The sequence below is a fragment of the Ensifer oleiphilus genome (assembly GCF_013371465.1).
GTDB lineage: Bacteria > Pseudomonadota > Alphaproteobacteria > Rhizobiales > Rhizobiaceae > Ensifer > Ensifer oleiphilus.
The window spans coordinates 1,229,484-1,250,488 of record NZ_JABWDU010000001.1 but is presented as its reverse complement, the minus strand read 5'-3'; the positions used below and the strand labels follow the sequence as shown (position 1 = coordinate 1,250,488).

The 21,005-nt window shown below is 61.8% G+C and carries 17 protein-coding genes; 12 read left to right on the top strand and 5 right to left on the bottom strand.

Going from position 1 to position 21,005, the window contains the following annotated elements; all coding sequences use genetic code 11:
* The first annotated feature begins 58 nt into the window (after window positions 1–58).
* From HT585_RS06005 to groL, 5 genes are all read left to right on the top strand, one after another.
* A complete protein-coding gene (locus tag HT585_RS06005) occupies window positions 59–1,252 on the top strand; it encodes a hypothetical protein (RefSeq protein WP_176352031.1) in 1,194 nt (397 codons plus the stop codon).
* A 606-nt stretch (window positions 1,253–1,858) separates the two neighbouring features.
* Window positions 1,859–3,289 carry a cytochrome P450 gene (locus HT585_RS06000; RefSeq protein ID WP_176352030.1) on the top strand — a complete coding sequence of 477 codons (1,431 nt, stop codon included), beginning with the start codon at window positions 1,859–1,861 and terminating at the stop codon, window positions 3,287–3,289.
* Window positions 3,279–4,286 (top strand): lysophospholipid acyltransferase family protein, encoded by a 1,008-nt coding sequence (locus tag HT585_RS05995; RefSeq protein WP_176352029.1) that lies wholly within the window; start codon window positions 3,279–3,281, stop codon window positions 4,284–4,286. The genes HT585_RS06000 and HT585_RS05995 overlap by 11 nt, the downstream gene beginning before the upstream one ends.
* Window positions 4,287–4,455: 169 nt before the next feature.
* On the top strand, window positions 4,456–4,674 hold the full coding sequence (locus HT585_RS05990) for a hypothetical protein (RefSeq protein WP_025426507.1): 219 nt from the start codon (window positions 4,456–4,458) through the stop codon (window positions 4,672–4,674).
* Between the two features lie 113 nt (window positions 4,675–4,787).
* Window positions 4,788–6,416: a chaperonin GroEL gene (gene groL / locus HT585_RS05985; RefSeq protein ID WP_176352028.1), complete on the top strand. Its 1,629-nt coding sequence runs from the start codon at window positions 4,788–4,790 to the stop codon at window positions 6,414–6,416.
* A 68-nt stretch (window positions 6,417–6,484) separates the two neighbouring features.
* Here the strand turns inward: groL and HT585_RS31675 are convergent, their stop codons facing one another.
* The gene (locus HT585_RS31675) at window positions 6,485–6,736 is read right to left on the bottom strand and encodes a hypothetical protein (RefSeq protein ID WP_246707595.1); all 252 of its coding nucleotides are present in this window, start codon (window positions 6,734–6,736) and stop codon (window positions 6,485–6,487) included.
* Between HT585_RS31675 and HT585_RS05980 the strand changes: the two genes are divergently transcribed.
* A complete protein-coding gene (locus tag HT585_RS05980) occupies window positions 6,633–7,001 on the top strand; it encodes a serine hydrolase (RefSeq protein WP_343213934.1) in 369 nt (122 codons plus the stop codon). The two genes, HT585_RS31675 and HT585_RS05980, sit on opposite strands and share 104 nt — an antisense overlap.
* Before the next feature lie 83 nt (window positions 7,002–7,084).
* On the opposite strand, the gene aspS is transcribed toward HT585_RS05980, so the two are convergent.
* Window positions 7,085–8,872 (bottom strand): aspartate--tRNA ligase, encoded by a 1,788-nt coding sequence (gene aspS / locus HT585_RS05975; protein ID WP_176352026.1) that lies wholly within the window; start codon window positions 8,870–8,872, stop codon window positions 7,085–7,087.
* 312 nt (window positions 8,873–9,184) lie between these two features.
* Here aspS and HT585_RS05970 point away from each other — a divergent pair, with 312 nt between their 5' ends.
* The 4 genes from HT585_RS05970 (at window position 9,185) to HT585_RS05955 (ending at window position 14,380) form a co-directional block, all read left to right on the top strand.
* The gene (locus HT585_RS05970; RefSeq protein WP_176352025.1) at window positions 9,185–10,423 is read left to right on the top strand and encodes an MFS transporter; all 1,239 of its coding nucleotides are present in this window, start codon (window positions 9,185–9,187) and stop codon (window positions 10,421–10,423) included.
* Between the two features lie 100 nt (window positions 10,424–10,523).
* Window positions 10,524–11,924 (top strand): multicopper oxidase family protein, encoded by a 1,401-nt coding sequence (locus HT585_RS05965; RefSeq protein ID WP_176352024.1) that lies wholly within the window; start codon window positions 10,524–10,526, stop codon window positions 11,922–11,924.
* Between the two features lie 78 nt (window positions 11,925–12,002).
* Window positions 12,003–13,154 carry a ribonuclease D gene (gene rnd, locus HT585_RS05960; RefSeq protein ID WP_077498586.1) on the top strand — a complete coding sequence of 384 codons (1,152 nt, stop codon included), beginning with the start codon at window positions 12,003–12,005 and terminating at the stop codon, window positions 13,152–13,154.
* 170 nt (window positions 13,155–13,324) lie between these two features.
* Window positions 13,325–14,380, top strand: a complete 1,056-nt coding sequence (locus HT585_RS05955; protein WP_176352023.1) for an adenylate/guanylate cyclase domain-containing protein — start codon at window positions 13,325–13,327, stop codon at window positions 14,378–14,380.
* On the opposite strand, the gene HT585_RS05950 is transcribed toward HT585_RS05955, so the two are convergent.
* A complete protein-coding gene (locus HT585_RS05950; RefSeq protein WP_176352022.1) occupies window positions 14,369–14,776 on the bottom strand; it encodes a DUF2000 family protein in 408 nt (135 codons plus the stop codon). The two genes, HT585_RS05955 and HT585_RS05950, sit on opposite strands and share 12 nt — an antisense overlap.
* On the opposite strand from HT585_RS05950, the gene HT585_RS05945 reads away from it, so the two are divergent.
* On the top strand, window positions 14,775–15,671 hold the full coding sequence (locus HT585_RS05945) for an AraC family transcriptional regulator (RefSeq protein ID WP_176352021.1): 897 nt from the start codon (window positions 14,775–14,777) through the stop codon (window positions 15,669–15,671). The genes HT585_RS05950 and HT585_RS05945 overlap by 2 nt on opposite strands.
* Before the next feature lie 114 nt (window positions 15,672–15,785).
* The gene (locus tag HT585_RS05940; protein WP_176352020.1) at window positions 15,786–17,144 is read left to right on the top strand and encodes an esterase-like activity of phytase family protein; all 1,359 of its coding nucleotides are present in this window, start codon (window positions 15,786–15,788) and stop codon (window positions 17,142–17,144) included.
* A 57-nt stretch (window positions 17,145–17,201) separates the two neighbouring features.
* On the opposite strand, the gene ppx is transcribed toward HT585_RS05940, so the two are convergent.
* Both ppx and HT585_RS05930 read right to left on the bottom strand, forming a co-directional pair.
* Window positions 17,202–18,725: an exopolyphosphatase gene (gene ppx / locus HT585_RS05935; protein ID WP_176352019.1), complete on the bottom strand. Its 1,524-nt coding sequence runs from the start codon at window positions 18,723–18,725 to the stop codon at window positions 17,202–17,204.
* 11 nt (window positions 18,726–18,736) lie between these two features.
* On the bottom strand, window positions 18,737–20,923 hold the full coding sequence (locus HT585_RS05930) for an RNA degradosome polyphosphate kinase (protein ID WP_176352018.1): 2,187 nt from the start codon (window positions 20,921–20,923) through the stop codon (window positions 18,737–18,739).
* Window positions 20,924–21,005: the final 82 nt, after the last annotated feature.

The following is a 21,005-nucleotide window of genomic DNA, read 5'->3' as shown; positions in this document are numbered from 1 at the left end:
CGATGCCGCATCCTCGACACAGCTAAACAATCAGATATTTTCACGAAGGAACTCCACAATGATGCATACGCGCAAGATCCGCCTGATGATGGCCAGCGCCGCACTCCTGACCCTCACCGGCCCGGCCTTCGCGCTTGACGGTGCGGACCTGATGAAGAAGCTCGAGGCGGCGACGAGTTCGAACGGCACCACGCTCACCTTCGACAAGGCTGAAGTCAGCGGCGACACGGTGACGGCCTCGGGCGTCCAGATCAAGCTCGCAGGCCAGCCCGGCGACGCGTTGAAGATCGGTGACATCACCTTCGAAGGCGTCGAGGAAACCGAAGGTGGCGGCTACTATGCCGAGACCGTTTCCTTCCCTGACGTCAACGTCGTACAGGATGAGGGCAGCCTCGCCGTCAAGGACATTCTCGTTTCGGGTCTGTCCATTCCGGCCAACCCGGCAGGCGGAACGCTCGACGATATCCTGCTTTACGAAAGCGCGAGCACCGGCCCGATCACGGTCAGCGCCAAGGGCAAGGAAGTCTTCTCGCTGGAAAGCAGCGAAGCAAACCTCGCCCGCCAGGAAAACGACGCCGGCTTTGACTTCGATGCAACCGCTGCCGGCCTCAAGGCAGACCTTTCGCAAATCGAAGACCCCAAGACCAAGGAAGCCATCGAAAAGCTTGGCCTGACCAAGCTGGACGGCGCGGTGACGATGAAGGGCAGCTGGGAAGTCGAAAGCGGCAATGTCGCGCTTGAGGAATACGCCTTCGACTTCAAGAATGTCGGCCGGCTGAACCTCGCTGTCGACATCTCGGGCTACACGCTTGCCTTCATGAAGTCGCTTCAGGAAGCCATGAAGAGCGCCGAAGCGAACCCCAACAAGGAAGAGGCCAATCAGGCGATGGGCCTCGCCATGATGGGGCTGATGCAGCAGTTGACCTTCAACAGCGCCGAAATCCGCTTCGACGACGCCTCGATCACCAAGAAGGCACTCGACTATGCGGGTTCGCAGCAGGGTGTGACGGGCGATCAGCTGGCACAGTCGCTGAAGGGCCTCGTTCCGTTGATGATGGCACAGCTCAACGTGCCGGAACTGCAGAACCAGGTATCGTCCGCGGTCAACACCTACCTCGACGGTCCGAAGAGCCTGACGATCAGCGCAGCTCCGGAAAAGCCGGTTCCGTTCCCGATGATCATGGGCGCGGCCATGGGCGCACCGAACACGATCCCTTCGGTGCTCGGCGTCAAGGTGACGGCAAACGATTGATCGGTAAAGCTCCGGTCTGACAATCAGCGCCGGCGACTTCGCATGACCTGTCGGTCGACGAAGTCGCCGGCGTTTGTGTGTTCAGCACGCAACCCAGCCTTCCGACACGTTGAGGGAAGGCCGCCGACACGGCGTCACAGCCTATAGCCCCAAGCAACTACTCTCATTCGGCCAAGCAGCCAGTCACATTTCGGATTTTCTCGTCGGACGCATGTCATATTCCTGTCGAGCGGTCGTTTTCGGTTGAAAACCTCTGTCTCAGCGGTCCGTTTTACTTGCCCCGTCTTGCGCCTCGAAGGCTGCACCGCCAGTATTGCCCCCTGATCTGCTTCGAACGGCGACAGCTTTTTCTCGCATGTCCCATACGCATGAAACGTCAACGGCGCTTTGCCTGACCATTTCGTACTGCACGCATTTTTCGACCACACTGTAATACCGACTGAAGAACAACTCTGATCCCGGCAGCATTGAAAACTGTCATCTTGCAGAACAGGCGCGGGATAGAGAACAGCAGACAAATATCGAGAGCCCCACTCTCGGCAACATTCGTCTGAATGCCGAAACGCAAGCGCATCTATTCCTTTCTTTTCGACAGATCGGACGTCAATGGCTGGATGGTTCCATCAACCGATAAAGTTCAGAGAAGAGCTGTCGGAAGAAAGATTTGAGCCTGCGCGCGCCGACTTTTATTCGGGGCCACCGGGCAAGCCACTCCGACTTCTGCTGCAGGCAAGAACGGATTTCCTGTCGATCTGGCGCAACAACGACTTCACGGAGAAGGTTTCCCAGATCCGGCTGATCGGGCGGCAGGTCATCCTGGTCAACTCGCCTGATCTGATCCGCCAGGTTGTCGTCAAACGGCACGAGAACTTCGAACGCAAGAGCCCGCAGATGCGCCGGGCGCTCGAATTCCTGCTGGGCGACGGCCTTTTCATCTCGGACGGCGATATCTGGAAACAGCGGCGTCCCCTGGTCGCCGACATCGTCCATGCCAAAAGGGTGCCGGCCTTCGGTCCCGTCATGGAGCGCACGACCAGCGAACTTGTCGAGCGCTGGAACGGCATGCCGGACGGTGCGCAGGTCAACGCCCTGCACGAAATGGCTGGACTGACCGCCGAGATCATTGCGCGCAGCGTCTTTGGAAACCAGCTCGGGGACGACAGCGCCGCGGCGGTCACCGACAGCTTCACCAGCTACCAGTCGCTGGTCGATTCGATCAATCTCGGCTACTTCCTCGGCTTCGACGACGGGCTACCGATCTTGCGAACACCGACGCTTCGCCGCTCGGTCAAGCGCATCCACCGTATCATCGACAAGGTGGTCGAGGATCACCTCGAAGGCCGCGGCGACCACAACTCCATGGTAGAGCTGTTGATCCGTCGGCAGCAGCGAAATCCCGAACTCAAGCTCGACCTGGTTGCCCTGCGCAACGAGGCGGCGACGATTTTCATGGCGGGTCATGAAACGACGGCCGCCACGCTCACCTGGGCCTGGTACCTCCTGTCGCGCGCCAAATGGGTGGAAAAGGCGCTCCATGAAGAGATTGGCCGCGTCTGCGGCGACCGGGTTCCGACGATCGACGACGTGCCGCAACTAGAACTGTGCAAGGCCATCATCGAGGAGACGCTTCGCCTCTACCCGCCCGTCCCCATTCTGGCCAGACAAACGCGTCAGGCAGAAATGATCGGCGATATCACTGCTGAACGCGGCTCGCTCGTGCTGATCGTGCCTTGGCTTCTCCACCGGACGGAGAGCCTGTTCGAGGACCCGCATCATTTCCGCCCGGACCGGTTCATGGGCGGGCGTCGCCCGACACCCTATAGTTTCATCCCGTTTGCCAGTGGACCGCGCGTCTGCCCCGGCTTGCATTTCGGCCTCACGGAAGCAATCCTGTGCCTGGCAATCATCGCGCAGCAGTTCCGGGTGGCGGTGGTCGATGGGCACAAGGTTGAGCCCATATGCCGCCTGACGCTGCGACCGAAGGGCGGGCTTCCGGTTACCCTCCATCGACGGCAGAGGCCACTCTATGACCGTTGAAGAACCGCGCCAAGCCGAAAGAATTACCAAGCGCAAGGCATGGACATTCGCCAGCCAAGAGCGCCCCTCTCTTGCAGATGCCTTTTCCGGCCGGGAGGGCTTGCGTGCCTTCTGGCGCTACTGGGTGACCGACAATCTTTGGAACCTCGCGCACCTCAGCGGGCATTTTGGCATGAAGCTCCTGCCGATGGATGCCTGTTCCAAGCTGGGTGCAGCGCTCGGCCTGTTTGCCATGCCGCGCTTCCACAAGGTGGCGTCGCGGCGCGCGCAAGAAACCATCCGCGCCCTTCGGCCGGACCTCAACGAGGTCGAGCAGCAGGCGCTGTTTCGCGAAAACTGCCGGGCACAGGGCCGGCTGATGACCGAATTCTCCGTGGTGAACCGGTTGCAGACCAATCCAGACCGGTTGACATTCCACGGTCTCGACATCATTGATGATGCTGTCAAGGCCGGTCCCGTCATCATTGTCGGCATGCATCTCGGCAACTGGGAAGTCGGCCCGACTGTGCTGCAGCGGATCAACGTCCGCCCCCATGCCTTCTACCTCCCGCCCAGGGGCCGAGCCAAGGCCTGGATCGCCGAGCGCGTTCGCACCAAGGCGGGTTTGCGGTTCCTGCCACCCGGGGCCGAAGGCATTCGCCCGGCAATCAAGATCCTGAAGAACGGCGGCGTCGTCAGCACCTTCTGCGACGAAGGTTTTGGCGGCTTGATCCGCGGACCGTTCTTTGACAGGAAGCCACATCTTGAAGGCAACCTGGCCATTGCCATTCGTCTGGCGCGCATGACCGGGGCCACCATCTGCCCGTGGTACAACCTGCGCACCGACGGCTTCCGCTTCGAATGTCGGGCACTGCCCACAATAAAGCTTCCGCCCGAGGACCGCCCCGGTGCGCGGCAGCTGGATGACATCCTGATGTTGAACAACGCGATCGAACCGATTATCCGGGCCAATCTGGACCAGTGGTACTTTCTCGACAATAGCCTTCGACCCGAGTGATCCGATCGGAACCTGACAAGCCCGGTCCTCAAGCCAGGCTTTTTCGCGCGAACACGTTCCATGTTATGATAGCCGCGGCTTGATGCACGAGCGCCGTCGCCTATCTACATTTCTCTGAAGACAAGACTTCATCCCGCATTCCTGCCCGATCACACGGAAGGAGAACGTCATGGGACTGAAACATGCGGATATCACCGCCATTCTTGGCCCGGTCGACGAAACGCTGATGGCGGAGCTGCTGGCGACGGGAGCCAGTGCGGCGGAACTCGCCGAAGCAATCGCCTGGGTGAACAACGACGAGGCGCTGATCGGCGAAGGACGGCATCTGCCGGCCGGACGCGTCGCTGCCTTGATCGACATCCTGACGCCCGATGATGGCGAAGAGTAACGTGTTGAGCGGCAGCGCTTCCGATGTGGGCGCCACATTGACGATCGGTAGCGTCAGGGCCCATTTCGATCGCGGCCGCGTGACTGCGAGTTTCGTGCTGAGGGAGGCCGACAATGACAGCCAAGGAAGTCAAGTTCAGTAGCGACGCGCGCGACCGCATGCTGCGCGGCGTCGATATCCTTGCCAATGCCGTGAAAGTGACGCTCGGACCGAAGGGACGAAACGTTGTTATCGAAAAGTCCTATGGCGCTCCGCGGATCACCAAGGACGGCGTTTCCGTCGCCAAGGAAATCGAACTCGAAGACAAGTTCGAAAACATGGGCGCGCAGATGCTGCGCGAGGTGGCATCGCGCACCAGTGATGTGGCTGGCGACGGAACGACGACGGCAACCGTGCTCGCGCAGGCGATCGTCAAGGAAGGCGTCAAGGCGATAGCTTCCGGCATGAATCCGATGGACCTGAAGCGCGGCATTGACCTCGCCGTGGACGCGATCGTCACTGAACTCAAGGTCCGCGCCCGCAAGATCGCCAACAACGAGGAGATCGCGCAGGTCGGCACCATATCTGCCAACGGCGACGCCGAGATAGGCCGATATCTCGCCGAGGCAATGGAAAAGGTCGGCAATGAAGGTGTCATCACGGTAGAAGAGGCCAAGACTGCCGAGATCGAGCTCGAGATCGTCGAGGGCATGCAGTTCGATCGAGGCTATCTCTCGCCCTATTTCATCACCGACCAGCAGAAGATGCGGGTCGAATTCGAAGATCCCTACATCCTCATCTACGAAAAGAAGCTTTCCAACCTGCAGGCGATGATCCCGATCCTCGAATCGGTGATCCAGGCGAGCCGCCCGCTGCTCATCATTGCAGAGGATGTCGAAGGTGAGGCTTTGGCAACGCTTGTCGTCAACAAGCTGCGTGGCGGCCTCAAGATCGCTGCCGTCAAGGCGCCGGGTTTCGGTGACCGGCGCAAGGCGATCCTCGAGGATATCGCGGTGCTGACCGGCGGCACAGTCGTTTCGGAAGACGTCGGCATCAAGCTTGAGAATGTCACGCTCGAAACGCTCGGCCGGGCCAAACGGGTGATGATTGAGAAGGAAAACACCACCATCGTCGACGGTGCCGGTAGCAAGGCCGACATCGGCGGCCGCGTCAGCCAGATCAAGGCGCAGATCGAGGAAACAACCTCCGACTACGATCGGGAAAAGCTGCAGGAACGGCTTGCCAAGCTCTCAGGCGGCGTGGCCGTTATCCGGGTCGGCGGCTCCAGCGAGCTGGAGGTGAAGGAAAAGAAGGATCGGGTGGACGACGCGTTGCATGCCACCCGCGCGGCCGTCGAAGAGGGCATCCTGCCGGGCGGCGGCGTCGCCCTGCTTCGGGTGGTCGGCGCTTTGGACGACATCAAGGTTGCAAACCAGGACCAGCGGGTCGGCATCGAGATCGTCCGGCGCGCAGTGGAGATGCCGGTGCGCCAGATTGCCGAGAATGCCGGCGCCGAAGGTTCGATCATCGTCGGCAAGCTGCGTGAGAAAACCGACTTCGCCTATGGCTGGAATGCACAGACGGGCGAATACGGCGATCTCTTCAAGATGGGCGTTATCGATCCGGCCAAGGTGGTGCGCGCGGCACTTCAGGACGCCGCCTCCGTTGCCGGTCTTCTGGTCACCACCGAAGCGATGATCGCCGAGAAGCCGAAGAAGGATGGCGCCGCACAATCGCCCAACGGCCAGGGCATGGACTTCTGAGAAGCAGCGCCAAGCGCCATAGGTTGCGGACCGGCCAGCTCAGGCCGAGGAGCGGGACAGCGGCGAACTCAGGCCGCAGCCCGGCAGTGACGTGCGACCTCGGCAACGGCAAATTCGCCAATCGGCAACAGCTCCGCCTTTCCGGCTCCGTCCTGCGCCTGCACCGTCATTGCCTGCAGGATGGCGCCGATAAAACGAGCAAGCCCGCCCGCATCCGTGTGCTCCCGCAATTCGCCTTCTTCGAACGATCGGCTGACGTTCCTGGAAGCGAGCCGCAAGGGCGGCGGCCCCCTGCTCTCACCGAAAACGGTCAGAACCATGATGCAGGACCAGACCGGCCCCAAGGCGGGAACGCAGGGTCCGCGCTGGGGCTTCGGCTACGGCTGGGCCGTGCTTGTCGATCCCGCCGCGGCCGGCACACCGCACTCAAAGGGCACGATCCAATGGGGCGGCGCCTATGGACACGACTGGTTCGTCGACCCGGTCGAAAACATCACCGTCGTGGTGCTAACCAACACGGCGTTCGAAGGCATGTGGGGCCAATTTACCCGCGATGTGCGCGACGCCATCTACGCCAAACGTTAAGCGCCTGGGGGCTATGCCCTAAATGAAAAGACCCGGCTGTGAGCATCACGGCCGGGTCTTCTATTTCTCAGTCCGTCTGGACCTTAGTCCTTTTTCTGCGGGATCGGGCGGAGCGCCAGTTCGCGCAGCTGTGCCGGTGTCGCTTCGGACGGTGCGCCCATCAAGAGGTCGACGGCCTGCTGGTTCATCGGGAAGATCGAGATCTCGCGGAGGTTCTTGGCGCCGACGAGCAGCATGACGACGCGGTCGATGCCGAAGGCCATGCCGCCGTGCGGAGGCGCGCCGTACTGGAACGCACGGTAGAGACCACCGAACTGCTCTTCCACTTCCTGCTGCGACTTACCGGTCAGCTCGAACGCCTTGACCATGACTTCCGGCAACTGGTTACGGATCGAGCCGGACGCGATCTCGAAGCCGTTGCAGACCATGTCGTACTGGTAGGCCTTGAGCGACAGCGGATCTTCGCTGTTCAGCGCTTCGAGGCCACCCTGCGGCATCGAGAAGGGGTTGTGGGCGAAGTCGATCTTCTTTTCGTCTTCCAGCCATTCGTAGAACGGGAAATCGACGATCCAGCAGAATTCAAAGCGGTCACGGTCGACGAGGTTGAGTTCCTCGCCTGCCCGCGTGCGGGCTTCGCCTGCGAACTTGTAGAATTTGGCGGGATCGCCGGCGACGAAGAAGCAGGCATCGCCGTCATCGAGGCCAAGCTGCGTGCGGATCGCGTCGGTGCGTTCCTCGCCGATGTTCTTGGCAAGCGGGCCGGCGCCTTCGAGCTTCTCACCTTCCTTGCGCCAGAAGATGTAGCCGAGACCCGGCTGGCCCTGGCTCTGAGCCCAGGCGTTCATGCGGTCGCAGAACGCACGCGAACCACCGGTCTTGGCCGGAATTGCCCAGACTTCGACCTTCGGGTTCGAAGCGATCATGTTGGCGAAGACCTTGAAGCCGGAACCGGCAAAGTGCTCGGTCACAGCCTGCATCTCGATCGGGTTGCGCAGGTCCGGCTTGTCGGAGCCGTACTTGCGGATCGCGGTGTCGTAAGGGATGCGCGGGAACTTTTCCGTGACCGGCTTGCCGTCGGCAAACTCGACGAAGATGTCGCGGATGACAGGCTCCATCGTCGTCCAGACGTCTTCCTGCTCGACGAAGCTCATTTCGAGGTCGAGCTGGTAGAATTCGCCCGGCAGACGGTCGGCGCGCGGGTCTTCATCGCGGAAGCAAGGCGCGATCTGGAAGTAGCGGTCGAAACCGGCAACCATCAGGAGCTGCTTGTACTGCTGCGGCGCCTGCGGCAGGGCGTAGAAGCTGCCGGGATGGATGCGCGACGGAACGAGGAAGTCGCGCGCGCCTTCCGGCGACGACGCCGTCAGGATCGGGGTGGTGTATTCGGTGAAGCCGACTTCGCCCATATGGCGGCGCATCGACGAGATGATCTGCGTCCGCTTGACGATGTTCTTGTGCAGCGTGTCGCGGCGCAGGTCGAGGAAGCGGTACTTCAGGCGTACGTCTTCCGGGTAGTCCGGCTCGCCGAAAACCGGCAGCGGCAGTTCCTTGGCGGCCGAGAGAACTTCGATCTCCTGGGCGTAGAGTTCGATTTCACCCGTCGGCATGCCCTTATTGACGGTGTCGTCCATGCGGGCCTTGACGAGGCCGTCGATGCGCACGACCCATTCGCCGCGAACGGTTTCGGCCGCCTTGAACGCAGGGCTGTCGGGATCGGCGACGACCTGGGTGATGCCGTAGTGGTCGCGCAGGTCGATGAAGAGCAGGCCGCCATGGTCGCGGACGCGGTGGACCCAGCCGGAGAGGCGAACGGTGGAGCCGACATCCGACTTGCGGAGGGCGGCACAGGTGTGGCTGCGGTAGCGGTGCATCGTGTTATCCCGGAATTGCAAAGCGCCGCGCAGGCCGAAACGGCGCGCGGCAACATGATCAAAATCGGGCGGAAAAGCGCATGATGCGCCGGCTTTGTCAAGCCGAGACCTCTGCGTTCCCTTCGGGAAGCGCCGGCGACGACGGACAAATTCGCCCCTGTTCACAGACGGAAGACAAGGCTTTGGCCAAACGGCGTGAAAAGAACGGTTATCGTCACAATTCGCGACTGTGCGCCGTCTGAATGCGCCGCTACACATATTGTGTCCGCCTCCATCCCGACTCGCGAACACCATTCGGAAGTCGCCTGCCCCATGTCGCAAATTCGTCCGCTCATTCCGCTTCTTGTCACCGCAGGCATCCTCATCGGCGGCAACGGACTGCAAGGCACGTTCATCTCGCTCAGGGCGCTCGAAGAAGGCTTCTCGACATCGCTGATCGGCGTCATCGGCGCCGGCTACAATATCGGCTTCGCGCTTGGCTGCGTCTATGTCACACGCATCCTGCGGTCGATCGGCCATATCCGCACTTTCTCGGCGATGGCAGCAATCGCATCGGCGGCGGCGATCGCCATGGTGCTCGTCATCAACCCGTTCATGTGGTTCCTGATGCGGCTGGTCGCCGGTATCGCCTTCGCCTGTCTTTTCGCCACCGTCGAGAGCTGGCTGAACGCCAGCGTCACCAATACCAATCGCGCGCGGACGCTGTCCGTCTATCGCCTGGTCGATCTCGGCTCGGTCACCGCGGCCCAATACATCATTCCCGGCATCGGGATCGGCGGCTTCGAACTCTTCGCGATCATCTCGATGGCATTGACCCTGTCACTCGTGCCGATTTCCTTTGCCGACCGGTCGAGCCCGGTGGCGCCGGAAGCGATCCGCTTCGACGTCAAGGCGCTGTGGAATATCTCGCCGCTTGCGACCGTCGGCTGCATCGTGGTCGGCCTCACCAACGCAGCCTTCCGGTCGCTTGGCCCGATCTATGCTCAGGGCATCGGCCTGTCGGTGACGGCGATCGCCACCTTCATGAGCGCCGGCATTATCGGCGGCGTCGTCTTGCAATATCCGCTCGGCCACTACTCCGACCAGATCGACCGGCGCCTGATCATCCTGATTGCCACCTTCGGGTCGCTGCTCGCCGGCCTTTTCCTTGCCTTTGGCGCCGGCAACGACGAGTGGCTGAATTTCGCCGGTATCTTCCTGTTCGGCGCTTTCGCGATGCCGCTCTATTCGCTTTGCTCGGCTCATGCCAACGACCACGCGGCGGAAGGCCAGCATGCGCTTGTCTCCGCGGGCATGCTGTTCTTCTGGTCGCTCGGTGCGATCATCGGCCCGCTGTTCGCCTCCTTCCTGCTCGAAATCTTTGGCCCGCAGGCGCTGTTCATCTATACCGCCGCCATCCTCTTCCTCTTCATGCTCTATACAATCAGGCGCATGACGGCCCGCAGCGGCGTGCCGACGGAAGCGCGTGCCATGCCCTTCCGCAACCTGCTGCGGACCTCGTCCTTCTTCAACAAGCTCGCAGGCGGCAACCAACCGCGCAAGGACGACTGACCCCCTGCGGCAAGATGCGCCTGCGCGGGCGAATTGCTGATTGCGACGATCAGGTTTAGAACCTGATCTGTCGTCCTAACCAGTTGCCGAGATTGCCAGAATGTCCCTGATCAGCCGCCGCACGTTTCTCCAGGGCTCCGCCGCTTTGGGTGGCGCCTTCGCGTTCGGCGCGGGCATGGCTGCACGCGCTGGTGCTGCGCCCGATCCGCAGATCCTCACGGCGCAACTGATCGAGGCGCAGATCGCCGCAGACGGCGTTACGCCCAAGGTCATGACCTATGGGCTCGGGGACGCCGCCAATAACGGCATGCCGCCGGGCCTGCGGATGCGCATGGGCGAGCCCTATGCCGCGCGACTGATCAATGGCCTCGACGAACCGACAACCGTGCACTGGCACGGGCTTCGCATCCCCAACGCCATGGATGGGGTGCCCGAGATGACCCAGCCTTATGTCTATCCGGGCGATCCCTTCGACTACGTCTTCACGCCGCCGGACGCCGGCACGTTCTGGTACCACCCGCACTGCAACACGCTGACCCAGATGGGTCGCGGACTGACCGGCGTCATCGTCGTCGAGAACCCTGACGATCCTGTGTTCGACGCCGAGATCGTCTTGAACCTGCGCGACTGGCGGCTCGGCAAGGGCGGCGCCTTCATCGACCCGTTCAAGCCGAGGGACGCGGCGCGCGGCGGCACCTACGGCACGGTGCGCACCGCAAACTGGCAGCAGGAGCCGAGCTACGACGCGCCTGCCGGCGGCCTCGTGCGCGTCCGGATCGCGGCGACCGATGTGACGCGGATCTATACGCTCGGACTGGAGGGCGCCGACGCCATGGTCGTCGCGCTGGACGCCAACCCAGTCGACAAGCCCTTCCCGCTCGACCGCTACGACGTCGGCCCCGGCCAACGCATCGATCTCGTGGTCAGAATGCCCGACAGCGAAGGCACCACCATAAAACTCGGCAATCTGCGCGGCTCGCATCCCTGGACGATCGCAAGCTTCCGCGCGACAGGACCGTCCCTGAAGCGCGACATCCGCGATGTCGCAACCCTGCCCGCCAATCCGATCGCCGAGGCGGACCTGTCTGTTGCCACGCGCATTCCTATCGACCTGACGGCCACCGCCGAACACAAGGCGGCACCCTCGATCTGCGGCTCGCTCGGCTACACCTTCTGGGCGATCAACAAGGTGCCGTGGCCGGGCGACACGCCCGATCCGATCGCGGCGATCGAGGAGTTGAAGCTCGGCAAGAGCTATGTGCTGCAGATCGCCAACCGGACGCCCCACGCCCATCCGATCCATCTGCACGGCATGAGCTTCCGCATTCTAAGCTCGAACAAGCGGACATTCCTGCCGCCGCCGACCGACACCATCCTGCTTTTGCCCGACGAACAGGCGGAGGTCGCGCTTGTTGCCGACAATCTTGGCGACTGGGTGTTCCATTGCCACATCATCGAGCATCAGAAGACCGGCATGACCGGTTATTTCAAGGTGGTCTGAGAATTTCGATTGTGACGGATGGCACGAAGGGCTACACGAAAAACCTAGCCGCATTTTTGCCACAGTGATTTAAATCCGATGATTGAAACAACCGCAGATCTAGAGGCCGCCTGCCAGCAGCTGGCCCGCTCAAGTTATATTACGATCGACACGGAATTCCTGCGTGAGACCACCTTCTGGCCGGAGCTTTGCCTCATCCAGATGGCGAACCCGGATATGGCCGTCATCGTCGATCCGATGGCAAAGGGCATCGACCTCGCGCCATTCTTCGCGCTGATGGCCAACCCTGATGTGATCAAGGTGTTCCATGCCGCACGCCAGGATATCGAAATCATTTTCCATCTCGGCAACCTGATCCCGCACCCGATTTTCGACACCCAGGTCGCCGCCATGGTTTGCGGTTTCGGCGACAGCGTCTCCTACGACCAGCTCGTCAACCGCATCAAGGGCGAGCAGATCGATAAGTCCTCGCGCTTCACCGACTGGAGCCGCCGGCCGCTGACCGAGAAACAGCTGGATTACGCGCTCGCCGATGTCACGCATTTGCGGGACATCTACCAGCATCTGAATGCACAGCTCGAACGCGAAGGCCGTTCGCTGTGGCTTTCGGAAGAGATGGCCATTCTCGAAGCGCAAGATACCTACGACCTGCACCCTGATGACGCCTGGCAGCGCCTGAAGATGCGTGTCAAGAAGCCGATCGAACTCGCCGTTCTGCAGAAGGTTGCGGCCTGGCGTGAGCGTGAGGCGCGCAATCGCAACGTTCCCCGCGGGCGCATCCTCAAGGACGATGCCATCTATGAAGTGGCGCAACAGCAGCCGAAGGATTCCGAGGCACTGGCGCGACTGCGAACCATTCCGAAGGGCTGGGAGCGCTCAAGCGCCGGCGCTGCGCTGACCGAGGCGGTCAACGAAGCGCTTGCCATTCCCAAGACCGACCTGCCCCGGTTGCCGCGACAGAACCACACACCCGAAGGTGCTGCCGCTGCCACTGAAATGCTCAAGGTGCTGCTGAAGCTGATCGCCGAGAAACAGGGCGTGGCTGCCAAGATCATCGCCAACAGCGACGATCTCGACAAGATCGCCGCCGAGGGCGAGAAGGCCGATGTCGGCGCGCTCAAGGGCTGGCGGCGTGAGTTGTTCGGCGATACGGCACTGAAATTGATCAACGGCGAAGTGGCTCTGCGCTTCGTCGACAAGAAGATCGAAGCGATGGAAATCGGCGACTGAAAACGATCGGGCGGCAACAACTTTCCGCCCGAATCCGGCTCTAGCCAAGGCCCCTTAGCAAGGCCGATTCGCAATCAAACGACCGCGAATCGGCGCGCTGACGCGACACGGTACAACGACGTTGGCCGACGTGCCCCTTCTTCCGCTATCGGGTTTCGAGGCCTTTCCGCATGCGCTGGCGTTTCTCCACTTTCGAAGGACTTCTCCTGCTGCTGGTCGTCGCAGCGGCCGGTGCCGTCTACGCGGGGATTGTCTATGGGACGGGTTGGCTGATCGGCGCGACCTATGCACTGTTCATGTGCACGCCGATCATTGCATTCGAGCGACGCATCATTTTCCGGCGCCTCAATCGACGGATCCATGCCTTCTCAACACCGGTCTTCTTCGTCGCCTCGCTCGCGATCTATTTCGTGCTGCTCGATATCGGTTACGCGGCCGCCGGTCTGATCATGGGGATGAGCGGCGTGATGAACGATCACTGGATGGAGGCGATGGTGCCGTCCAAGACGGTTCTGCTCTTTGCATTAGCCATCTCGGGCTCGCTCGTCTTCATCCTCAGGGTCCGTGAACTGCTCGGGCGCGACGTCTTCCTAAGCCTGCTGACTGGGCGCTACCGCAGGCCGATCCAGGAAGAGCGCGTGTTCCTATTCATCGATCTCGCCGGCTCGACCTCCTATGCCGAGCGCAACGGCGACCTGCGGATGCAGGAATACCTCGGCAAGCTGTTCGCGACGATCGCAGATCCGGTCCTGCGCTATCGCGGGTCGATCGACGACTATGTGGGAGACGCCGCAGTCATCACCTGGCCCTTCGACCGGGCCACAAACAACGCAGCTTGTATCCATTGCGTCTTCGACATTCTGGAGATGATCGACGCGGACGCGCACCGCTGGCAGAAGGAATTCGGCGAGGTTCCGCGCCTGCGTGCGGCTCTCCATGGGGGGACCATCGTCGCGGCTGAAATCGGCCTCGACCGCCACAAGATCACCTATTTCGGCGACACGGTGAACACGACGGCCCGGCTTGAAGGCTTCTGCAAGACGCTGAACCATCAGGTCCTCATTTCCGCCGACCTCGCCCGCAAGATGCGGCTGCCTCATTATGTGCGTGCCGAGGATCTCGGTGAGCACGCCGTCAAGGGACGCGGGCAGAAGCTCGGCGTGCTGGCGCTCCGCGCCGGGGGTACGCCGACGCCGCAGCTGGCCAGCCAGCCTTCACCCGTGTAGCTTCGCCCCCTTGGTGATCTTGTCGACCAGCTTCTTGTCGGCATGAACGGCAATGCCGGCAACCTTCGCGTCGCCGGGACTGGTTTCAGCGAAGGCGGCGCGGTTGGCACTGTCGTGACCGGTCGAGAACATGGCATCAACATAGACAGACGTTTGTATTTGCCTTTCGATCGCGCGGCGTTGAATGTTGCCGAGCGTCGCACCATCTGCCGATAACACGATGATCGGTTGAACGCTCAGTGCGTTGTAGACGTTGCCGGCGCCATCGCGGTAGACTTCACCGATGATTGCCGGCTTCTGTCCGGCGATGCCGGTGGCCAGAAATGCGGTGACGTTCAGCTTCTGCCAGGTGGCCAGATCCTCGCGCAACACGATCGCAAACTTGGTGTCGAACATGACGGGTTTCTCCATTTCAGGACATCAGGGCGTGCCCGGAGAGGCCTTAACCGAAGACGCGGGTATCGATCTTGAACGATTGTGCGGATCACCGGGCGATGGCATCCGCGTCGCAGCACCTGTGGACGGCATCGAGCGGATCGAGGCGCGGCTGCACGGCAAGGTCTTCGAGCCGCATCGCCACGACACCTACGCGCTTGGCGTTACCCTCGGCGGCATTCAAACCTTCCAGTATCGCGGCGAGAGCCGATACAGCACGCCGGGAAGCATCATCATCATCCATCCGGACGAGCTGCACGACGGCGGCGCAGGAACGGAAGCAACGCTTCGCTATCGGATGATGTATCTGCAGCCGGAGCGATTGATTGCGGCCCTTGGCGACAACGGCGCAGCCTTGCCTTTCATAGCAGCGCCCGTTGTAGGCGATACGGCCCTGCGCCAAGCGATCGGCGAGGCCGTCATGGACCTTGACTGCGGCATCGACGAACTGGCGCTGGACGACATTCTGACGCGTATCGCCGAGGGGCTGTGTCGCCATGCCGGCACGACGGCAAAGGCCGCCGGCCGATCTGCGAAACGGGCAGTGTTCGAGGCGACGGATTATCTCAGGGCCAATCTCGATCGCCCGGTCGGGTCACAGGAACTCGAATCCGTCAGTGGCCTTGATCGCTTCACGCTCGCCCGCCAGTTCCGCAAGGTTCTCGGCACCAGCCCGCACCGCTATCTCTTGATGCGGCGGCTGGAGCAGGCGCGTCGGATGATTGCGACCGGCCACAGCCTGGCGGGTGCGGCGCTCGATAACGGCTTTGCCGACCAGGCCCACTTCACCCGCCACTTCAAACGCGCTTACGGCGTGACGCCGGGTCGATGGGCGACGCTTGCCCTTGCCGGCTGACGCCGATGCCCTGTCATCAAAGCTTCACAGCGCTGTAAGCCAGATATCACCCAACCGTCATCAAAGCCGCCTATCGGGTTCGCGTACTCTGGCATCCAACCCATGGTGACTTTCATGACCAAAACGCTTCTCGCCACCGCGGCGCTCACCCTTTTGATGACGACGGCCGCTTTGGCTGAAGAAAATGCCTTTCCAGCAACCTTGAAGGCACACGCGATCCTGCCGGCAAACACGATCCTGGCGGCACCGTCGGACGCTCCGGAGTATCTCAAGACATCCGGCAAATTCACCACCGCCGACCGCAAGCGCGCTGACGCGCTCGGCACCGTGCCCGGCAAGGATGGCGTGCGCACGACAGGCCTTTCTCTGCCCTTCAACGGTCAGCCGATGCAGGGCTTTTCCGGCATCAAGGCGATGGAAGACGGCACCTTCTGGAGCCTTTCCGACAACGGTTTCGGCAGCAAGCTGAACTCGACAGATGCCATGCTGATGCTGCACCACGTGAAGATGGACTGGGACGCCGGCAAGGTCGAGGCGCTGAAGACCCTGTTCCTCACCGATCCCGACCGCAAGGCCCCCTTCCCGATCGTCATGGAGGGCTCCAACAAGCGCTACCTGACAGGCGCCGACTTCGACGTCGAATCGATCCAGCCGGTCGCCGATGGCTTCTGGGTCGGCGAGGAGTTCGGTCCCTACATCCTGAAGTTCGACGTCGACGGCAAGCTGACCGACGTCATCGCGACCACGGTGGACGGCAAACCTGTCATGTCGCCCGACAATCCGACCCTGACGCTGCAGGGCGACCCCTCGAAGAAGACGCCTGCCTTCAACCTGAAGCGCTCCGGTGGCTATGAAGGCATGGCCCTTTCGAAGGACGGAGCCAAGCTCTACGGCCTGCTCGAAGGCCCGATCTGGACCGACAGCGAAACCGTCGAACAGGCGGATGGCCGTCCGGCGCTGCGCGTCATCGAGCTCGACGTCGCCACCAAGGCCTGGACCGGCCGCAGCTGGCTCTATCCGCTTGCCGAAGGTGGGGAAGCGATCGGCGACTTCAACATGCTCGACGACAGAACAGCTCTGGTGATCGAACGCGACAATGGCGCCGGCACGCTCGACAAGGCCTGCGCCGACCCCAAGGACCCGAAGCCCGATTGCTTTGCCGTCGGCTCGAAGGTGAAGCGCGTCTACAAGATCGCCTTCGACGACAGCAATGTCGGCAAGGCCGTTCGTAAGATCGGCTACATCGACCTTCTGAAGATCGCCGACCCTGATAACAAGAAGCGCCAGGGCGGTGGCGACGGCTACTACGACATGCCGTTCGTGACGATAGAAAACGTCGATCGCGTCGACGACACGCACATCATCGTCGGCAACGACAACAACCTGCCGTTCTCGGCCGGCCGTGCGCTCGACAAGGCAGACGACAACGAGTTCGTTCTGCTCGAGGTCGGCGACTTCCTGAAGGCCGAATAGACAAAAAGGGCGCGCGGATCTCCGTCCGCGCGCCCTTCAACTGAGATCGAGAAGCGTTCAGCTCTCGAAATGGAATGCCAATCTTCTGCCGGTCAGCTTGCCGAGCTGTTGCAGCCGCCCGTCGAGGCGCTCGCCGGCAAACTCCGAATAGGCCGCAGGCACGACGATCTCCAGATCGATATCCGGCAATGACGATTTGCGGAACGTCAGGTTCTTCGCCACACCCGGCATCGAAGCAGAGAAGAGGTAGGCGACGCGCAAAAGGCCGCCAAGCAGCTTTGCCAGTTCCAGCAGCCGCGGCGTGGTAATCCCGGTCAAGGCGCCGGTCGCACCATCATCGTTCAGGCCTTCGAAGCGATAATAATTGGCAAGCGCGATATAGGCCCGCCCGGCATGGGTGATGCCGGAGAAGGTCGAGTGGGCGATGATGTTCAGCGCCTGCAGGCCGCGATAATCCGGGTGTGCACGCCAGCTGATATCGGCAAGGAGGCAGGCCGCCTGGCGATAGCGGCTTTCCTCTTCGGTTTCCTCGACGCCGAAGAACGGCACCATGCGGCCGGTCCAGTCGGCAAGCTCACGGGCATGCTCGGGCGAACGCGCCCGCAGGATGGCGATTTCGCCGGCAGCGGTCAGCAGCGGATCCTGCGCCCGTTCGTTCTCGTTCAGGAGCGAGAAGAGATAGCCTTCGCGCACGCCGAGCGCCGAGAACGAAATCCGCTCCGGCTTCATGATCGACAGCGCCTCCTGCATCACGATCGCGCCGAAAGGAAGCAGGCTGCGACGGCTCTTGGAGATCGTCGCATAGGCCGACGGCTTGATGTTCTTCGGCTCGATCACTTCCGGTAGCAGCGCCATCGCCTCGTCGTAGGAAATCTCATAGCCCTGCATCATATGCAGTGGATAGTTCCGGATTTCCATGTGCAGCTTGGCGATCGAGCGCCACGTACCACCGACGGCATAGAAAGTGCGGCCGGCGCCGGCTTTCAGCACCGGTGTGCTTTTCATGAATTTGCGCACCCAGGTGCGGGCCCTCGGCAGCGAGCCGCCGCTGTGCTCGAAGAGGCGGATACCGCCGAGTGGGAGCGTGATGCCCTTGCCGATCGTCTTTCCGCTGACCTCATCGAGTTCCAGCGAGCCGCCTCCGAGGTCGCCGACCACGCCATCGGGATCATGATAGCCGCTGACGATGCCCATGGCGGAGAAGTAGGCTTCTTCTTCGCCAGTGAGGATGCGCACCTTGTGACCGAGGATGGCCTCGGCCTTGGCGATGAAGGCCGGACCGTTGCTCGCCTCGCGGGCGGCCGCTGTCGCCAAGACATACATGGAGGTCGCGCGCGCCTGCTGCGACAGCGCGTTAAAGCGATGCAGCGCCCTGAGAGCACGCTCGACGCTTTCTTCGTCCATGCGTCCGGTGGCATCGATGCCCTTACCCAGACCGCACATGACCTTTTCGTTGAACAGCATGGCCGGAGCGCGGCTCAGGCCTTCGTAGACGACAAGGCGAATGGAGTTCGAGCCGATATCCACAACGGAAACCGGGCGGATACCGGGCAGACGCCCCTGCGCTTCAGATTCGACCATGCAAAACCAGTTTACTTGCGCCAGCTGCTCTTCCAGCCGGCAATCAGCTTCGGTGCGCTGGACTTCAGGGCTTCACCCCGGCCGGAGAGGCTGGGGTTGGTCATGAAATAATGCTGCGCGTTGAACGGCTCGGCGTCCTTGCCGACTTCCATCCGGCGAGACGTGCCGTCCGGAAGAATTTCGTAGCTCTGCTGGTTGTCGATGAGATTGCCCAGCATGATCTGCGAAAGAACCTGTTCGTGCACAGTCCGGTTGATGAGAGGCACAAGCGTCTCAACCCGCCGGTCCAGATTGCGCGGCATCATATCCGCCGAGCCGATATAGACAAGCGCATTCTCCGATGGAAGACCATGACCGTTGCCGAAGCAGAATATGCGGGAATGTTCGAGGAATCTGCCGACGATGGACTTGACACGAATATTGTCGGAAAGGCCCGGAACCTGCGGCCGCAAGCAGCAGATGCCGCGCACGACGAGGTCGATTTCGACGCCTGCCCGGCTGGCCTTGTAGAGAGCATCGATGATCTCGGGGTCGACGAGCGAGTTCATCTTCATCCAGATCGCCGCCGGCCGCCCTGCCTTGGCGTGCTCGATCTCCTCCTCCACATGCTGGAGGATGCGGGGGCGCAGCGTGTGCGGCGAAACCGCCAGCTTCATCCCGGCTTCCGGCTCGCCGTAGCCGGTGATGAAATTGAAGATGTTCGCCATGTCGTGGGCCATGACGGGATTGCACGTGAAGAATGACAGGTCGGTGTAGATCTTCGCCGTGACCGGGTGATAGTTGCCGGTGCCGAGGTGGCAATAGGTGCGCAACCGGCCCTCCTCGCGGCGCACGACCATCGACATCTTGGCATGGGTCTTGAGCTCGATGAAGCCGAAGACGACCTGCACACCGGCGCGCTCCAGGTCACGCGCCCAGCGGATGTTGGCTTCCTCGTCGAAGCGCGCCTTCAGCTCGACCAGCGCCGTCACCGACTTTCCCGCTTCGGCCGCGTCGACAAGCGCGCGCACGATCGGGCTGTCGTTCGAGGTGCGGTAGAGCGTCTGCTTGATCGCCACCACTTCCGGATCGCGAGCCGCCTGCAGTAGGAACTGCACGACGACGTCGAAGGATTCGTAGGGGTGGTGGACCACCATGTCCTTTTCGCGGATCGCGGCAAAACAATCGCCGGCGTGCTCGCGCACGCGCTCCGGGAAGCGCGGATTATAGGGCTCGAAGCGCAGATCGTCGCGCGGCGCCTTGGTGATCTCCGACAGCGTGTTCAATGCCAGAAGACCGGGCAGCACGGCGACGCGGTTTTCCGGAACGCTCAATTCCTGAACGACGAACTGGCGCAGCGAAGCAGGCATTTCCGAATCGAGTTCGATGCGGATCACCGAGCCGCGGCGCCGGCGCTTCAGCGCGGTTTCAAAGAAGCGCACCAGATCTTCCGCCTCTTCCTCGACTTCGATGTCGCTGTCTCGAATGATGCGGAACGTGCCGGAACCATTGACCTCATAGCCCGGGAACAGCCTGTCGATGAACTGACTGACCATGTCTTCGAGCGTGATGTAGCGGATGACGTTCTTGAAATCGGGCAAACGGATGAAGCGGTCGAGCGCCACCGGCAGGCGCAACAGCGCCGTCATCGGCTCGCGGCCGGTCTTGCTGACGAGCTGCAGGCCCATCGAGAAGCCGAGGTTCGGGATGAACGGGAACGGATGCGCCGGATCGATCGACAGCGGCGTCAGCACCGGAAAGATCAGTTGGTCGAACTCGTTGGCAAGCCAGCTCTTGTCCTGCGCCGACAGCGACGCCGGCCGGACGATCAGAATATCTTCCTTGGCGAGATATTGCTGCAACACAGCAAGCGAGGCCTGCTGCTCCATCTGCAGGTTGTCGATTTCCTTCAGGATGTCTTCGAGCTGCTCGGCCGGCGTCTTGCCATCGGGCGACCGCATGGCCAGCCCCTGGCGCACCTGGCCCTCGAGGCCGGCGACGCGCACCATGAAGAATTCGTCGAGGTTGGCGGCCGAGATCGACAGGAAGCGAACCCGCTCCAACAGCGGATGCGCCGTGTTGAGCGTCTCTTCAAGCACGCGACGATTGAACTGCAGCCAGGAAAATTCGCGATTGATGAAGCGCTCCGGGCTGGAGAGCAGATCGATTTCCTCCGCCGTCTGTTTGTTCTCGTTCACCGCAGACGTCGCATTATCCATTGCCGATCAGACCCCATTTCTCCGCAGGCAGGAACTATAACAGTTTGACGACAGAACTGTGACAGTTCGATGCATCGGTCAA

Coding starts and splice junctions, on each gene's coding strand:
- HT585_RS05950 (WP_176352022.1), bottom strand. CDS start 14,776: ATGTTCGACACCAAGTTTGCGATCGTGTTGCGCGAGGATCTGGCCACC.
- HT585_RS05990 (WP_025426507.1), top strand. CDS start 4,456: ATGGGACTGAAACATGCGGATATCACCGCCATTCTTGGCCCGGTCGAC.
- HT585_RS05955 (WP_176352023.1), top strand. CDS start 13,325: ATGCGCTGGCGTTTCTCCACTTTCGAAGGACTTCTCCTGCTGCTGGTC.
- HT585_RS05965 (WP_176352024.1), top strand. CDS start 10,524: ATGTCCCTGATCAGCCGCCGCACGTTTCTCCAGGGCTCCGCCGCTTTG.
- HT585_RS05995 (WP_176352029.1), top strand. CDS start 3,279: ATGACCGTTGAAGAACCGCGCCAAGCCGAAAGAATTACCAAGCGCAAG.
- groL (WP_176352028.1), top strand. CDS start 4,788: ATGACAGCCAAGGAAGTCAAGTTCAGTAGCGACGCGCGCGACCGCATG.
- HT585_RS31675 (WP_246707595.1), bottom strand. CDS start 6,736: ATGGTTCTGACCGTTTTCGGTGAGAGCAGGGGGCCGCCGCCCTTGCGG.
- HT585_RS06005 (WP_176352031.1), top strand. CDS start 59: ATGATGCATACGCGCAAGATCCGCCTGATGATGGCCAGCGCCGCACTC.
- HT585_RS05930 (WP_176352018.1), bottom strand. CDS start 20,923: ATGGATAATGCGACGTCTGCGGTGAACGAGAACAAACAGACGGCGGAG.
- HT585_RS06000 (WP_176352030.1), top strand. CDS start 1,859: ATGGCTGGATGGTTCCATCAACCGATAAAGTTCAGAGAAGAGCTGTCG.
- ppx (WP_176352019.1), bottom strand. CDS start 18,725: ATGGTCGAATCTGAAGCGCAGGGGCGTCTGCCCGGTATCCGCCCGGTT.
- HT585_RS05970 (WP_176352025.1), top strand. CDS start 9,185: ATGTCGCAAATTCGTCCGCTCATTCCGCTTCTTGTCACCGCAGGCATC.
- aspS (WP_176352026.1), bottom strand. CDS start 8,872: ATGCACCGCTACCGCAGCCACACCTGTGCCGCCCTCCGCAAGTCGGAT.
- HT585_RS05940 (WP_176352020.1), top strand. CDS start 15,786: ATGACCAAAACGCTTCTCGCCACCGCGGCGCTCACCCTTTTGATGACG.
- rnd (WP_077498586.1), top strand. CDS start 12,003: ATGATTGAAACAACCGCAGATCTAGAGGCCGCCTGCCAGCAGCTGGCC.
- HT585_RS05945 (WP_176352021.1), top strand. CDS start 14,775: ATGACGGGTTTCTCCATTTCAGGACATCAGGGCGTGCCCGGAGAGGCC.